At 67.2% G+C, this 13,741-nt stretch carries 14 protein-coding genes; 9 read left to right on the top strand and 5 right to left on the bottom strand.

Going from position 1 to position 13,741, the window contains the following annotated elements; genetic code table 11:
• The first annotated feature begins 27 nt into the window (after positions 1–27).
• Entirely contained in the window at positions 28–504 is a 477-nt protein-coding gene (locus VLK31_RS19905) for a hypothetical protein (RefSeq protein WP_409170159.1), read from the top strand.
• 28 nt (positions 505–532) lie between these two features.
• On the opposite strand, the gene purH is transcribed toward VLK31_RS19905, so the two are convergent.
• Genes purH through dusB form a run of 3 tightly spaced genes read right to left on the bottom strand, consistent with a single transcriptional unit; the run spans position 533 to position 3,471 of the window.
• Positions 533–2,140 carry a bifunctional phosphoribosylaminoimidazolecarboxamide formyltransferase/IMP cyclohydrolase gene (purH, locus tag VLK31_RS19900; RefSeq protein ID WP_409170158.1) on the bottom strand — a complete coding sequence of 536 codons (1,608 nt, stop codon included), beginning with the start codon at positions 2,138–2,140 and terminating at the stop codon, positions 533–535.
• A gap of 15 nt (positions 2,141–2,155) precedes the next feature.
• A complete protein-coding gene (locus tag VLK31_RS19895; RefSeq protein WP_007838304.1) occupies positions 2,156–2,392 on the bottom strand; it encodes a Fis family transcriptional regulator in 237 nt (78 codons plus the stop codon).
• A gap of 17 nt (positions 2,393–2,409) precedes the next feature.
• Positions 2,410–3,471 carry a tRNA dihydrouridine synthase DusB gene (dusB, locus tag VLK31_RS19890; RefSeq protein WP_409170157.1) on the bottom strand — a complete coding sequence of 354 codons (1,062 nt, stop codon included), beginning with the start codon at positions 3,469–3,471 and terminating at the stop codon, positions 2,410–2,412.
• Between the two features lie 184 nt (positions 3,472–3,655).
• On the opposite strand from dusB, the gene VLK31_RS19885 reads away from it, so the two are divergent.
• On the top strand, positions 3,656–4,120 hold the full coding sequence (locus VLK31_RS19885) for a YqaA family protein (protein WP_409170156.1): 465 nt from the start codon (positions 3,656–3,658) through the stop codon (positions 4,118–4,120).
• Here the strand turns inward: VLK31_RS19885 and VLK31_RS19880 are convergent, their stop codons facing one another.
• The gene (locus tag VLK31_RS19880) at positions 4,121–4,795 is read right to left on the bottom strand and encodes a glutathione S-transferase (protein WP_409170155.1); all 675 of its coding nucleotides are present in this window, start codon (positions 4,793–4,795) and stop codon (positions 4,121–4,123) included. It lies immediately after the preceding gene.
• A gap of 132 nt (positions 4,796–4,927) precedes the next feature.
• Here VLK31_RS19880 and VLK31_RS19875 point away from each other — a divergent pair, with 132 nt between their 5' ends.
• Positions 4,928–5,914 (top strand): S1C family serine protease, encoded by a 987-nt coding sequence (locus VLK31_RS19875; RefSeq protein ID WP_409170154.1) that lies wholly within the window; start codon positions 4,928–4,930, stop codon positions 5,912–5,914.
• Between the two features lie 323 nt (positions 5,915–6,237).
• Here the strand turns inward: VLK31_RS19875 and ychF are convergent, their stop codons facing one another.
• Positions 6,238–7,329 carry a redox-regulated ATPase YchF gene (gene ychF / locus VLK31_RS19870; protein ID WP_409170153.1) on the bottom strand — a complete coding sequence of 364 codons (1,092 nt, stop codon included), beginning with the start codon at positions 7,327–7,329 and terminating at the stop codon, positions 6,238–6,240.
• Between the two features lie 208 nt (positions 7,330–7,537).
• On the opposite strand from ychF, the gene VLK31_RS19865 reads away from it, so the two are divergent.
• The 6 genes from VLK31_RS19865 to rbsD all read left to right on the top strand — a co-directional run bounded on the left by VLK31_RS19865 (position 7,538) and on the right by rbsD (position 13,737).
• Complete coding sequence (locus VLK31_RS19865) at positions 7,538–8,491, top strand: sugar ABC transporter substrate-binding protein (RefSeq protein WP_409170152.1); 954 nt, start codon at positions 7,538–7,540, stop codon at positions 8,489–8,491.
• A gap of 122 nt (positions 8,492–8,613) precedes the next feature.
• A complete protein-coding gene (locus VLK31_RS19860; protein WP_409170151.1) occupies positions 8,614–10,230 on the top strand; it encodes a sugar ABC transporter ATP-binding protein in 1,617 nt (538 codons plus the stop codon).
• A complete protein-coding gene (locus VLK31_RS19855) occupies positions 10,227–11,240 on the top strand; it encodes an ABC transporter permease (protein ID WP_409170150.1) in 1,014 nt (337 codons plus the stop codon). Before VLK31_RS19860 ends, VLK31_RS19855 begins: the two co-directional genes overlap by 4 nt.
• Before the next feature lie 33 nt (positions 11,241–11,273).
• The gene (locus tag VLK31_RS19850) at positions 11,274–12,362 is read left to right on the top strand and encodes a LacI family DNA-binding transcriptional regulator (protein WP_409170149.1); all 1,089 of its coding nucleotides are present in this window, start codon (positions 11,274–11,276) and stop codon (positions 12,360–12,362) included.
• A gap of 23 nt (positions 12,363–12,385) precedes the next feature.
• Positions 12,386–13,348, top strand: coding sequence for a ribokinase (gene rbsK / locus VLK31_RS19845; protein WP_409170148.1), 963 nt, complete (start codon positions 12,386–12,388; stop codon positions 13,346–13,348).
• Complete coding sequence (rbsD, locus tag VLK31_RS19840) at positions 13,345–13,737, top strand: D-ribose pyranase (protein ID WP_409170147.1); 393 nt, start codon at positions 13,345–13,347, stop codon at positions 13,735–13,737. Before rbsK ends, rbsD begins: the two co-directional genes overlap by 4 nt.
• Positions 13,738–13,741: the final 4 nt, after the last annotated feature.

Here is a 13,741-nt window from a genome sequence, read left to right as displayed (position 1 = left end):
CGACGAATACCGAGGACGTTCGAGCCCATGACCCCCTTGCGCATGCTGCCGAAGCTGGCTGCCCTTCTTCTGCCCGGGCTCTGCCTGGCGCAAACCTTCGAGCCGAAGAACATCTGGATCAACCCCGGCTTCTACTCGGCGCACTTCGACAGCAGCAAGGGCCTGGAGAACGTCAACCAGGGCCTGGGTTTCGAGTACCCGCTGAGCGACACCTACCGCGTCACGGCCGGCACCTTCTACAACAGCGACCGCAAGCAGTCGAACTATGTCGGGCTGTACGTGCTGCCGTTCGAGTTCTATGGCGTGAAGTTGGGCGCGGTGGTGGGCGGCTTCGACGGCTACCCCAACTACCGCAATGGCAACTGGTTCCCGGCCATCATTCCGACGGCCGCCATCGAAGGCAGGAACTGGGGCCTGAACATCGCCTACGTGCCGACGATCAAGAACCGGCTGTACGGTGCCATCACCTTCCAGCTGAAGTACCGCTTCGGCAACCACGAGTAAGGCTCGCGGCCGCCGAAGGCCCCGTCGCTCAATGCCTGAAGTGACGCACGCCTGAGAGCACCATCACCACGCCGCGCTCGTCGGCGGCGTCGATCACTTCCTGGTCGCGCATCGAGCCGCCCGGCTGAATGACGCAGCTCGCACCCGCGTCCACCACCACGTCCAGGCCGTCACGGAACGGGAAGAAGGCGTCGCTGGCCACCGCGGTGTCCTTCAGCGACAAGCCGGCATGCTCGGCCTTGATGCTGGCAATGCGCGCGGAGTCGAGGCGGCTCATCTGGCCGGCGCCCACACCCATCGTCATGCCGTTGGCGCAGAACACTATCGCGTTGCTCTTCACGTACTTTGCGACCTTCCATGCGAACAGCAGGTCTTCCAGTTGCTGCGGCGTGGGTTGCTTCTTGCTCACCACCTTGAGGTCGCTGGCCGCGAGCTCGTGGTTGTCGGCGGTTTGAATCAGCAGGCCCGAGCCGACGCGCTTCACGTCCATCGCGTTGCGGCCGTTCTCCCAATCCGTGGTGCCGCCCTTGGGCAGCGCAATTTCGAGCACGCGCACATTGAGTTTGGCCTTGGTCGCCTGGAACACTTCCAGCGCCTCGGGCGTGTAGCCCGGTGCCATCAGCACTTCGACGAATTGCTTTGCAATGGCTTGCGCCGTCTCTGCGTCCACCGGGCGGTTGAAGGCGATGATGCCGCCGAAGGCCGAGGTCGGGTCGGTCTTGAAGGCCTTGCCGTAAGCCTCGGCCGCGTCCTTGCCCACGGCCACGCCGCAGGGGTTGGCGTGCTTCACGATCACGCAGGCCGGCACGTCGAAGCTCTTCACGCATTCCCATGCGGCGTCCGCATCGGCGATGTTGTTGTAGCTGAGTTCCTTGCCCTGCAATTGCTTGGCCGACACGAGCGAGCCCGGTGCCGGATACAGGTCGCGGTAGAACGCGGCCTGCTGGTGCGGGTTCTCGCCGTAGCGCAGGTCCTGCACCTTCACGAAGCGGCCGTTGCTTTGCGCCGGGAACAGCGAGCGCTTGGGCGCGCCCTGGCCGATGCTGGCGTCGAAGTCGATGGCCGAGAGGTAGTCGCTGATGGCGCCGTCGTAGTCGGCGATGCGGTTGAACGCGGCCACCGAAAAGCCGAACTTGGTCTTGTCGCTGAGCTTGCCGTCGGCCTTCAGTTCGGCCAGCGCCACCGCGTACTGCGAGGCGTCTGTCAGCACGCCCACGTCCTTCCAGTTCTTGGCCGCGCTGCGCACCATGGCCGGTCCGCCGATGTCGATGTTCTCGATCGCGTCTTCGAGCGTGCAGCCGGGCTTGGCCACGGTGGCTTCGAACGGGTAGAGATTGACGATCAGCAGGTCGATGGTGTCGATGCCGTGTTCCTTGATGGCCGCCACGTGCGCGGGCACGTCACGGCGCGCCAGCAGGCCGCCGTGGATCTTCGGGTGCAGCGTTTTCACGCGGCCGTCGAGCATTTCAGGAAAGCCGGTGTGGTCGGCGACTTCGGTGACGGGCAGGCCGGCGTCGGCCAGCAGCTTGGCGGTGCCGCCGGTGGACAGCAGCTTGATGCCCAGCGCATGGAGCGCCTGGGCAAATTCGAGAATGCCGGTCTTGTCGGAAACGGAGATGAGTGCGGTCTGAGCCATGGATGTGCCGTGAAGTTATTTCAAAAGTTTGTGCTCGACCAATTTCTTGCGGAGCGTATTGCGGTTCAGGCCGAGCCATTGCGCGGCCTTCGACTGGTTGCCCTCGGCGCGCGTCATGACGACGTCGAGCAGGGGCTTCTCGACCACGCGCACGAGCATTTCGTACATGCCGTCGGGTTCGGTGCCGCGCAGGTCGCGAAAGTAGCTGTCAAGACTTGTGCGCACGCAGTCCTCGATGTGTTTCTTGCTCATTGCTTCTTCTTTTCCTCTCAATCGACGGCGCAGGCCGCCTCCTCTTCACCGGACAGATCCTCATCTGCCAGGTGCTGTACGGGCATGCGTTCCATGCGGTCCGCGAGCCCGTCGAAATAGTCGCCGACCGCGCGCAGCTGTTCGGCACAGTCTTCGATGGTGTTCATTCGCGCGCGGAACGCCTCGCCGTCGGGCAGCGTGCGCACGTACCAGCCGATGTGCTTGCGCGCGGTGCGCACACCGCTGTAGTCGCCGTACAGGGCGTAGTGCTCCACAAGGTGGTCGAGCAGCAGGCGGCGCACCTCGGCCACCAGCGGCGGCGCGCGGTGCGTGCCGGTTTCCAGAAAGTGAGCGATCTCGCGAAAGATCCATGGCCGGCCCTGCGCGGCGCGCCCGATCATCACCGCGTCGGCGCCGGTGGCCGCGAGCACGTCGCGCGCTTTTTCCGGCGAGCGGATGTCGCCGTTGGCCACCACCGGCACGCGCACCGCAGCCTTCACGGCGGCGATGGTGTCGTACTCAGCATGGCCCTTGTAGCCCTGCTCGCGCGTGCGGCCGTGCACGGTGAGCATCTGCACGCCGGCCGACTCGAAGTCGCGCGCCAGCTTCACCGCGTTGCGCTGGTCGTGGCTCCAGCCGGTGCGCATCTTCAGCGTGACCGGCACGTTGAACGGCTGCGCCGCGTCGACCACGGCCTGCACGATCTCCAGCGCCAGCGGCTCGTCGCGCATCAGCGCGGAACCGGCCCACTTGTTGCAGACCTTCTTGGCCGGGCAGCCCATGTTGATGTCGATGATCTGCGCGCCACGCTCGATGTTGTAGACCGTGGCCTCGGCCATCATGGCCGCGTCGGTGCCGGCGATCTGCACCGCGATGGGGCCGGGCTCGCCCTCGTGGTTGGCGCGGCGCGAGGTCTTCAGCGTGCCCCACAGTTCCTTGCGCGAAGTGACCATCTCGCTGACCGCATAGCCCGCGCCCAGCTCGCGGCACAGCATGCGAAACGGCCGGTCCGTCACGCCGGCCATGGGCGCGACGAACAGGCGGTTTTCCAGCGTGTGGGTGCCGATCTGCAAGGTCATTGGGAGGGGAGCGGTGCGCGTTCGGCTGCTGAAAAATGAGGCACGATTGTAGCCACGCCGCATTTCAGCGACTGAAACGATTTGCGCTCTGGGTACCCGCGTAAATACGGGTGCTTCGCGGGGCCTTCTCCCACGTGCTGGCGACGTGAGCGCTGCCTATACTGCGCGGCCCCTACCCCACTTTATGCAAGCCTGGCTCGACTCCCTCATGGCGCTGCTGGCGCTGCCGCAGTACGGTCTCTCGACGTTGTTCGTGGCCGCGTTCGTCTCTGCCACGCTGGTGCCGGTGGGGTCGGAGCCGTTTCTCTTCGGCCTGCTCAAACTCAACCCCGACATGTTCTGGTCGGCCATTGCGGTGGCCACCATCGGCAACACGCTGGGCGGCGCGGTCGACTGGTGGATGGGCTACGGCGCGAACAAGGTGGCGGACAAATACTCGCACTCGAAACACCACGTACGCGTTTTGGGCTGGCTGGAGCGGCTCGGCCCGAAGGCCTGCCTGCTCAGCTGGCTGCCGCTGGTTGGCGATCCGCTGTGCGCAGTGGCCGGCTGGCTCAAGCTGCCCTTCTGGCCCTGCGTGGCCTACATGGCAGTGGGCAAGTTCCTGCGCTACATCACCATGACGATGGCGCTGCTGCAGATCTTCTGATCAGCTCAGCAGGCCGTAGGGGCCACCGCGCTCGAGCGCGCGCTTGTAGGCCGGCCGCGCATGAATGCGCTCCAGATAGGCCATCAGCTTCGGCCGCTTGGCGTCGAGCCCGCCGCGCGCCTGCGAGGCCTCCACCGGAAAGCTCATCTGGATGTCGGCGCCGCTGAATTCGTCGCCGGCAAACCATTCGCTCTTGCCGAGTTCGGCTTCCATGAAGTTCAGGTGGCCCGTGATGTTCGGGTTGATGAACGAGCCCTTGGCCTTGGCCGCAATGGCCTTGGCGATCGGCTTGGCAAAGAACGGCATCTTGGCGGTCTCGATGCGGTCGAACACCAGCTTCAGCAGCAGCGGCGACATGGCCGTGCCTTCGGCAAAGTGCAGCCAGTAGCGGTAGCGCAGCGCCTCGGGCGTGCCGGCCGCGGGCGCAAGACGGCCCTGGCCGAAACGCTCGATGACGGTCTCGATGATCGCGCCCGATTCCGCGAGCGTGAGGCCGTCGTTTGTCGTGACCACCGGCGACTTGCCCAGCGGATGAACGGCCCGCAGCGAAGCGGGCGCCAACATGGTTTGCGGATCGCGCTGGTAGTGCACGATCTCGTAGGGCAGCGCGAGTTCTTCGAGCAGCCAGAGCACACGCTGCGAGCGCGAATTGTTGAGGTGGTGAACGGTGAGCATGGGGGCGGGCCTTGTGAAGGAATTCGGAGCGCGGGCAGTCTAACGAACAACCGGGCGAAGACCCTGCACCGACACACCGATCGGCACCATCGCCTACGGCCGCCTTCATCGGCGATTCCTACACTCCGGAAGATGACGGCAAACACCCTGCGGCGCTGGGCCTTCCCTGCAGCCGGCTTCTGGCTGGCGGTGTCGGCTTGCCACGCGTGGGCACTGCAGCCCGAGGAGGTGTTTCGCAAGGCCTCGCCCGCGGTGTGGACCGTGAAAGGCGACCACGGCAACAACGAGGCCGCCATCGGCAGCGCGGTCGCCGTCACGACGGGCGCCCTGGTCACGGCGTGCCATGTGGTGGACGGCGCGGTGTCGGTCACCGCAACGCAGGGCCAGGCGAGCCTGAAGATCAACAGCATCCTGCGCGACCCCGATCCGTCGCGCGACCTGTGCGTGCTGCTCACCTCTACGCCCTTGCAGTTGCCTGCGGTGCCCATCGCACCGGTCGACGGTCTGCGCGTGGGCCAGCGTGTGTTTGCCATCGGCAGCCCGCACGGCCTCGAGCTGACGCTGAGCGAAGGTCTCATCTCCGCGCTGCGACCGAAGGCGCAGGGCCAGTTGCCGATCATCCAGACTTCCGCGCCGGTGTCCGCCGGTTCGAGCGGCGGCGGGCTGTTCGACACCGAAGGCCGGCTGGTGGGTGTCACCGTGCGGGTGACGCCGGGCGGCGCGAACCTGGGTTTTGCCTATCCGGCGCAATGGGTGATGGAACTGCCGCAGCGCGTGACCGCAGAGCTGGCCACCTGGCGCGAGTTGCTGAAGAACGTGGGCGTGGTGCTCGGCCCCAATGGCGAACCCACGCCGTCGGGCCATGCAGACCTGGCCGACGAGGCCGGCCTGCCCGCACTGGGCGGCAGCTCGGAACCCATGCGCGTGGCCTACCGGCAGTTCCTGCTGCAGGCGCATCCGCGCGCCTTCCTGATCACCAGCGACAACAAGTTCGGCACGGCCACCAACTCGGCCGCGCTGACCGAGCACCTCAAGGGGTGCACGGCGCGCAAGGTCGTATGTGCCGCGTATGCGGTGGACGACACGGTGGTGTGGGGAAAGCAGCAGGCAGCGAAGTGACAGGACCGCACTTCACCCCGGTTTTTCGAAGTCCTTCCGCTGTGATGCGAACCAGTTTCTGATCGCGCTGCACAACGATGGCGGTGTTCTTGCGTACGGCGGCCTCATCTAACGCACTACCCAGCCCCGACAGCGTTGTGTCGAACGCAAAACTCTCCCGACGACCAACGCGGGCCGCGATCAGGTCTGCGTCGATGAACCGCGGGCATTGCGCCTCTTCCGGCAGGAAAGCGCGAGCGACAGTGGTTTTGCAGCCCCGTTGGGCCCCGCGATGACGACGATCTTTTGGATGACTCATCAAAGACGGGGCTGCGCTCAAGGCATCAGGAGCTGAACAGGAAATTCATCACGTCGCCATCCTTCACGACGTATTCCTTGCCTTCCGAACGCATCTTCCCCGCGTCCTTCGCGCCCTGCTCGCCCTTGAACGCGATGTAGTCCTCGAACGCGATGGTCTGGGCGCGGATGTAGCCCTTCTCGAAGTCGCCGTGGATCACGCCGGCCGCCTGCGGGCCGGTGTCGCCGATGTGGATGGTCCAGGCGCGCACTTCCTTCACGCCGGCGGTGAAGTAGGTCTGCAGGCCCAGCAGCTTGTAGGCCGCGCGAATCAGGCGGTTCAGGCCCGGCTCTTCCTGGCCGATTTCGGCGAGGAACATCTTCTTGTCCTCGTCGTCCATCTCCGACAGGTCGGCCTCGATCTTGGCGCAGATGGCGACCACGGGCGCGCCCTGCTTGGTGGCGTACTCGCGCAGGCGGTCGAGGTAGGGGTTGTTCTCGAAGCCGTCTTCGGCCACGTTGCCCACGAACATCGCGGGCTTGGCGGTGATGAGCGTGAAGGTCTTCACCAGCGGCTGCTCTTCCTTGGTGAACGAAAGCGCGCGCACCGGCGTGTTCTCGTTCAGCGCGGCCTGGCAGCGCTCGAGCAGGCCGACCAGCTTCTGCGCTTCCTTGTCGCCCGAACGCGCCACCTTGGTGTGGCGGTGCAGCGCCTTCTCGACCGTGGCCAGGTCGGCCAGGCACAGCTCGGTCTGGATCACTTCGATGTCGGAGATCGGATCGACCTTGCCGGCCACGTGGATCACGTTCTCGTCGTCGAAGCAGCGCACCACGTTGACGGTGGCATCGGTCTCGCGGATGTGCGCGAGAAACTTGTTGCCCAGGCCTTCGCCGGTGCTGGCACCGGCCACCAGGCCGGCGATGTCGACGAACTCGACGATGGCGGGTACCACGCGCTCGGGCTTGACGATTTCGCTCAGCTGGGCAAGGCGCGGGTCAGGCACTTCGACCACGCCCACATTGGGCTCGATGGTGCAGAAGGGGTAGTTTTCCGCCGCGATGCCGGCCTTGGTCAACGCATTGAAAAGGGTGGATTTACCGACGTTGGGCAGGCCGACGATGCCGCATTGCAAACTCATGGGAGGTCCTCTTGGGTAACCGGCGATTTTAGGCGAGCATGGTGACGCGCCCGTCCGGCGGGGCTTCGAAGCCTGTTTGGCGCGCCTCCGACATCAGGGTTAAACCCCATTAGCAAACGTTTGCGCAAACGTTTCCCTCGGCTAACATCGAAGCCCCCCGGCCCAGACCGGCGTACCCGCTGCTCAACCACCTCAGGAGACATTCACCATGAAGTTCACCCGCCGTACCCTGCAAAGCGCCGCCGCTCTCACGCTGCTGGGCGCCTTCGCCGCCACCCCCGCCCTGGCCCAGGACAAGCCCAAGGTGGCGCTGGTGATGAAGTCGCTGGCCAACGAGTTCTTCCGCACCATGGAAGACGGCGCCAAGGCCCACCAGAAGGCGCATGCCTCGGAATACACGCTGGTGGCCAACGGCATCAAGGACGAGACCGACACCGCCGCGCAGATCAAGATGGTCGAGCAGATGGTGGCGCAGAAGATCAACGCGCTGGTCATCGCACCGGCCGATTCGAAGGCGCTGGTGCCGGTCATCAAGGCCGCCATCGACAAGGGCATTCTGGTGGTGAACATCGACAACCAGCTCGACGCCGCGGCGCTGAAGGAAAAGGCCATTCAGGTGCCCTTCGTGGGCCCCGACAACCGCGCCGGCGCCAAGCTGGTGGGCGACGCGCTTGCCAAGCAACTGAAGTCGGGCGACAAGGTCGGCATCATCGAAGGCGTGTCGACCACCTTCAATGCGCAGCAGCGCACGCTGGGCTACCAGGACGCCATGAAGGCCGCGGGCGTGACGGTGGTGGGCGTGCAGTCCGGCCAGTGGGAAATCGACAAGGGCAACACGGTGGCCGCCGGCATGATGCGCGAGCACCCCGACCTGAAGGCCCTGCTGGCCGGCAACGACAGCATGGCGCTGGGTGCCGTGGCCGCCGTCAAGGCCGCGGGCAAGACCGGCAAGGTGCTGGTGGTGGGCTACGACAACATCGGCGCCATCAAGCCGATGCTGAAAGACGGCCGCGTGCTCGCCACGGCCGACCAGTTCGCCGCCAAGCAGGCCGTGTTCGGCATCGAGACCGCGCTGAAGGCCATCGCCGACAAGAAAAAGCAGTCCGAGATGCCCGCCGAAGTGAAGACCGACGTGGTGCTGGTCACCAAAGACTCGAAGTAAATGTTGCTCGCCCCCAGGCTGCGCGGCACTTCGTGTCCGCTTCGCCACCCCCCCTGCCGGGGGCAACACCTGCGGCCCGGCAAAGCCGGTTCCGTGGTGTTTCTGGAATGAAGGTGCCATCGATGGCTGAAGACAACCACAGCGCCCCGGTGCTCTCGCTGAGCGCCATGGGCAAGGACTATGCGGCGCCGGTGCTGGACGGCGTCTCGCTCGTGCTCAACGCAGGTGAAGTGCTGGCCCTCACGGGCGAGAACGGCGCCGGCAAGAGCACGCTGTCGAAGATGGTGTGCGGCCTGGTGCAGCCCACGCGCGGGCAGATGCTGCTCAACGGCCAGCCCTTCGCGCCCGCCTCGCGGCGCGACGCCGAGCGCCTGGGCGTGCGCATGGTCATGCAGGAGCTCGGCCTCGTCACCACCCTGTCGGTGGCGGAGAACCTGCTGCTGGACCGCCTGCCCAACCAGGCCGGCTGGATCCGCCGCGGCCAGCTGAACGCGCTGGCCGCGCAGCAGCTGGCCAAGATCGGCATGCAGAACATCGACCCGGCCACGCCCGTGGCGCGGCTGGGCATCGGCCAGCAACAGATGGTCGAGATTGCCCGCAACCTGCAGGACGACACCCGCGTGCTGGTGCTCGACGAGCCCACCGCCATGCTGACCCCGCGCGAAACCTCGCACCTGTTCGAGCAGATCGACCTGCTGAAGGCGCGCGGCGTGGCCATCGTCTACGTGTCGCACCGCCTCGAAGAGCTGCAGCGCATTGCCGACCGCGTGGCCGTGCTGCGCGACGGCCGCCTGGTCGACGTGCGCGCCATGGCCGGCGTGCGCGAGGCCGAACTGGTGCAGCGCATGGTCGGGCGCGAGGTGCACGAACACGAAGGCCGCGCCCGCCGCACGGCCGGCCCCGTGCTGCTGAGCGCGCGCGGCATCGGCCGGGCGCAGGCGGTGCGCGACATCGACATCGACCTGCGTGCGGGCGAAGTGATGGGGCTGGCCGGCCTGGTCGGCTCGGGCCGAACCGAGCTGGTGCGCCTGCTGTTCGGCGCCGACCGTGCCGACCGCGGCGAGATCACCCTGCAAGAGAACGGCAAGGTCACGCACCACGCCCGCAAGGGCTGGCGCTCGCCGATGCAGGCGATTCGCGCGGGCATCGGGCTGGTCACGGAAGACCGCAAGTCGCAAGGCCTGCTGCTGACGCAGTCGATCCGCGTGAACGCGACGCTGAGCGACCTGGGCGCCGTGTCGCGCGGCGGCTGGCTGCTGCGCGCCAAGGAGCGCGGCATTGCGCAGCGCCTGGTCGAGCTGCTGCGCATTCGCTCGCGCAGCATCGAACAGCCGGTGGCCACGCTGAGCGGCGGCAACCAGCAGAAGGTGGTGTTCGCACGCTGGCTGCACCGCGAATGCAAGGTGCTGCTGCTGGACGAACCCACACGCGGCGTGGACGTGGGCGCGCGCGCCGACCTCTATGCCCAGCTCGACCGCATGACCGACGACGGCCGCGCGCTGCTGATGGTGTCGAGCGACCTGCGCGAACTGATGGCCATGTGCGACCGCATCGGCGTGATGAGCGCCGGCCGGCTGGTCGCGGTGTTCGAGCGCGGCGAATGGAGCGAACAGTCGCTCCTGGCCGCCGCCTTCAGCGACGCCACCGGGCGCGCCGCGCCTTCGTTGACGGCAACTGCCATTGCGGCCACCGCCGTCCCTGCCCCCGATTCGACCCCAGTCACCGCCGGCACACCATGAACGCACCCGACTCGACCTCCACCTCGGCGCCCTCCGCGCCCTCTGCAGCATCCGCACCCTCTGCCCTCAAGGGCCAGCTGGGCACCTACCTGGGCCTTACCGTCGTGCTCGTGGGCATGATCGCGCTGTTCGGCTCCATGAGCGAATACTTCCTCACGCGCGAGACCTTCGTCTCCATCGCCAACGAAATTCCAGCGCTGGCCGTGATGGCCGTCGGCATGACCTTCGTGCTGATCATTGCGGGCATCGACCTGTCGGTGGGCTCGGTGCTGGCGCTGAGCGCGGCCGTTACCGCAGCCGCCATTCTTGAATGGAAGCTCTCGGTGCCCGTGGCCGCGGTGCTGGGGCTGGTGACCGGCCTCATCTGCGGCACGGTCACGGGCGCGGTGTCGGTCGCCTGGCGGCTGCCCAGCTTCATTGTTTCGCTGGGCATGCTCGAGGCCGTGCGCGGCGGCGCGTACCTGGTGACCGATTCGCGCACGCAGTACGTGGGCGATGCCATCTCTGGCCTGGCCGCGCCGTGGATCGGCGGCATCTCCGCGGCCTTCGTGCTGGCGGTGGTGCTGGTGGTGGTGGGGCAAGTGGTGCTCACGCGCACGGTGTTCGGCCGGCACGTGGTGGGCATCGGCACCAACGAAGAAGCCATGCGCCTGGCGGGCGTGGACCCGCGCCCGCTGCGCATCATCGTGTTCGCTCTCACCGGCCTGCTGGCCGGGCTCGCGGGCCTGATGCAGTCGGCCCGCTTGGAGGCCGCCGACCCGAATGCCGGCGTGGGCATCGAGCTGCAGGTGATTGCGGCGGTCGTCATCGGCGGCACCAGCCTGATGGGCGGGCGCGGCTCGGTCGTCAACACCTTCTTCGGCGTGCTCATCATCGCGGTGCTGGAGGCCGGCCTGGCCCAGGTGGGCGCGAGCGAACCGAGCAAACGCATCATCACCGGCGCCGTGATCGTGGTGGCCGTCATCATCGACACCTTGCGCCAGCGCCGTGCCGACCGCCGCCTGGCCTGACGACACACCACCCCACGAGGAACTGCAAGAACCATGGCCACCATCAAGGACGTCGCACTGAAGGCGGAGGTTTCCGTCACCACCGTGTCGCATGTGGTCAACGACACCCGCCACGTGAGCCCCAAGGTGCACGAGCGCGTGACGCTGGCCATCAGGGAGCTGGGCTACGTGCCCAACGCCATGGCGCGCAGCCTGAAGAGCAACACCACCTCCACGCTGGGCATGCTGATTCCGAACAGCTCCAACCCCTACTTCGCGGAGATTGTTCGCATCGTGGAAGACCGCTGCTTTGCGGCGGGCTACACGCTGGTGCTGTGCAACACCGACGACGAGCCGCACCGCCAGAGCGTGTACCTGCAGGTGCTGGCCGAGCGCCGCATCGACGGGCTGATTGTGGTGTCGACCGGCGCGGACGACGACCACTCGCTGGCCGAGCAGCTGCACCGCCTGCGCGTGCCGACGGTGCTGGTCGACCGCGAAATCGCCGACCCGAGCTGCGACCTGGTGGAAACCGCGCACATGCAGGGCGGCCTGCTGGCCGTGCGGCATCTTCTGTCGCTGGGCCACAAGCGCATTGCCTGCATTGGCGGGCCGGTGGGCGTGATGCCGAGCGAGCAGCGCATCGAAGGCTGGCGCATGGCGCTGGCCGAGACCGGCACCACGCCCGACATTGCCAACGCCGACACGCTGCTGTGGCGCGGCGGCTTCACCAGCCAGGGCGGCTACGAGGCGATGCACGCCATCTTGCGCACCGAGAAAAAGCCGTCGGCGGTGTTCGTCTGCAACGACCTGATGGCCATCGGCGCGCTGCGCGCGGCGCATGAAAGCGGCGTGCACGTGCCCGACGAACTCTCGATCGTCGGCTTCGACGACATCGAACTGTCGGCCTACACGAGCCCCCCGCTCACCACCGTGGCGCAGCCCAAGGAGCGCATTGGCGCGCTGGCGGTCGACATGCTTCTGGAGCGCGTGAGCGGCAAGCGCCGCGATGCGCGCAAGGTGGTGCTGCAACCCGAGCTGCGCGTGCGTGCCTCCACGGCACGCCACGCGAGCTTTCGCGAACCGACCGTGCCGTCCACCGAAACGCCTGCAACGGCAACCCGAAAGTCCCGCATCCAGTGACACCCGTGATACCCGAGATACCTGTGACGCCGAAGCCTTCTTCCGCCAGCAACCCGCCGCCGCGCATCGTGGTGCTCGGCAGCCTCAACATGGACCTGGTGCTACGCGTGCCGCACGCGCCGGCTGCGGGCGAAACCCTGCAGGGCCATTCGATTGCCACCATTCCCGGCGGCAAGGGCGCCAACCAGGCCGTGAGCTGCGCGCGCGAAGGCGCCCAGGTGCGCATGATCGGCTGCGTGGGCGACGACGCGCACGGCACCGCATTGCGCAATGCGCTGGAGCAGGACGGCATCGACACCGCCATGCTGCGCACCGTTGCTGGCGAGCCGACCGGCACGGCGCTGATCCTCGTCGAAGACAGCGGCCAGAACCGCATCGTGATCGTGCCCGGTGCCAATGCCCGGGTCGAACTCGACGAGGCCGCGCTGAAGCAGCAGGTGCAAGGCGCCGCGTTTCTGGTGACGCAGTTCGAAACCCCCATGGACCAGGTCGCGCGCGCCATTGCGGTGGCGCACGGGGCGGGCTGCAAGGTGCTGCTGAACCCGTCGCCGGTGCAACCCATTGCCGACGCGCTGTGGCCACGGATCGACACGCTGGTGGTCAACGAAATCGAGGCGCAGACGCTGTGTGGCCAGGCGGCCGACACGCCGCAGCAAGCAGCGCAGGCCGGTCAGGCGCTGCGTGCCAAGGGCATTGCGCGCGTGGTGGTCACGCTGGGTGCGCGCGGCGCGGTGGCCGTGGATGCCGACGGCGCGCGCCACCATCCCGCGCCCAAGGTGCAGGCGGTCGACACCACGGCGGCCGGCGACACCTTTCTGGGTGCGCTGGCGGTGGCGCTGGGCGAAGGCCAGCCTTTCGACGACGCCGTGCGCCTGGGCATCCGCGCCGCGGCGCTGTGCATTCAGCAGCCCGGCGCCCAGCCTTCCATTCCGCGGCGTGACGCCGTGCTGCAAAGCCCTCTGCCCCCCGACTGGACCGCCCTGTGAAACGTACCGCCCTGCTGCATGCCGAACTGTCCCACGTGATCGCCTCGCTCGGCCATGGCGACATGCTCGTGCTCGGCGACGCCGGCCTGCCGATTCCTGATGGCCCGCGCCGCATCGACCTGGCCGTGGCGCGCGGCGTGCCGCAGCTTGCCGACGTGCTGCAGGCGGTGCTGTCGGAGATGCAGGTCGAGAGCATCGTGGTGGCGGGCGAGGCGCTCGGCGAGGCCGGGCAGTTGCCGGGCTGGTATCCGCAGTCGCTCGGCATCGCGCCGCAGACGGTGTCGCATGAAGAGTTCAAGCGCCGCAGCGCCAAGGCCCGCGCCATCGTGCGCACGGGCGAATGCACGCCCTACGCCAACATCATGCTGATCGCCGGCGTGCGCTTCTGAGCCG

It is taken from the genome of Variovorax sp. H27-G14 (assembly GCF_046156345.1).
GTDB lineage: Bacteria > Pseudomonadota > Gammaproteobacteria > Burkholderiales > Burkholderiaceae_C > Variovorax.
This window is presented reverse-complemented; position numbering and strand designations above follow the sequence as displayed.

Excerpts from the sequence above, each read along its gene's own strand:
- VLK31_RS19905 (WP_409170159.1), top strand. The coding sequence starts at position 28 with ATGACCCCCTTGCGCATGCTGCCGAAGCTGGCTGCCCTTCTTCTGCCC.
- purH (WP_409170158.1), bottom strand. The coding sequence starts at position 2,140 with ATGGCTCAGACCGCACTCATCTCCGTTTCCGACAAGACCGGCATTCTC.
- VLK31_RS19895 (WP_007838304.1), bottom strand. The coding sequence starts at position 2,392 with ATGAGCAAGAAACACATCGAGGACTGCGTGCGCACAAGTCTTGACAGC.
- dusB (WP_409170157.1), bottom strand. The coding sequence starts at position 3,471 with ATGACCTTGCAGATCGGCACCCACACGCTGGAAAACCGCCTGTTCGTC.
- VLK31_RS19885 (WP_409170156.1), top strand. The coding sequence starts at position 3,656 with ATGCAAGCCTGGCTCGACTCCCTCATGGCGCTGCTGGCGCTGCCGCAG.
- VLK31_RS19880 (WP_409170155.1), bottom strand. The coding sequence starts at position 4,795 with ATGCTCACCGTTCACCACCTCAACAATTCGCGCTCGCAGCGTGTGCTC.
- VLK31_RS19875 (WP_409170154.1), top strand. The coding sequence starts at position 4,928 with ATGACGGCAAACACCCTGCGGCGCTGGGCCTTCCCTGCAGCCGGCTTC.
- ychF (WP_409170153.1), bottom strand. The coding sequence starts at position 7,329 with ATGAGTTTGCAATGCGGCATCGTCGGCCTGCCCAACGTCGGTAAATCC.
- VLK31_RS19865 (WP_409170152.1), top strand. The coding sequence starts at position 7,538 with ATGAAGTTCACCCGCCGTACCCTGCAAAGCGCCGCCGCTCTCACGCTG.
- VLK31_RS19860 (WP_409170151.1), top strand. The coding sequence starts at position 8,614 with ATGGCTGAAGACAACCACAGCGCCCCGGTGCTCTCGCTGAGCGCCATG.
- VLK31_RS19855 (WP_409170150.1), top strand. The coding sequence starts at position 10,227 with ATGAACGCACCCGACTCGACCTCCACCTCGGCGCCCTCCGCGCCCTCT.
- VLK31_RS19850 (WP_409170149.1), top strand. The coding sequence starts at position 11,274 with ATGGCCACCATCAAGGACGTCGCACTGAAGGCGGAGGTTTCCGTCACC.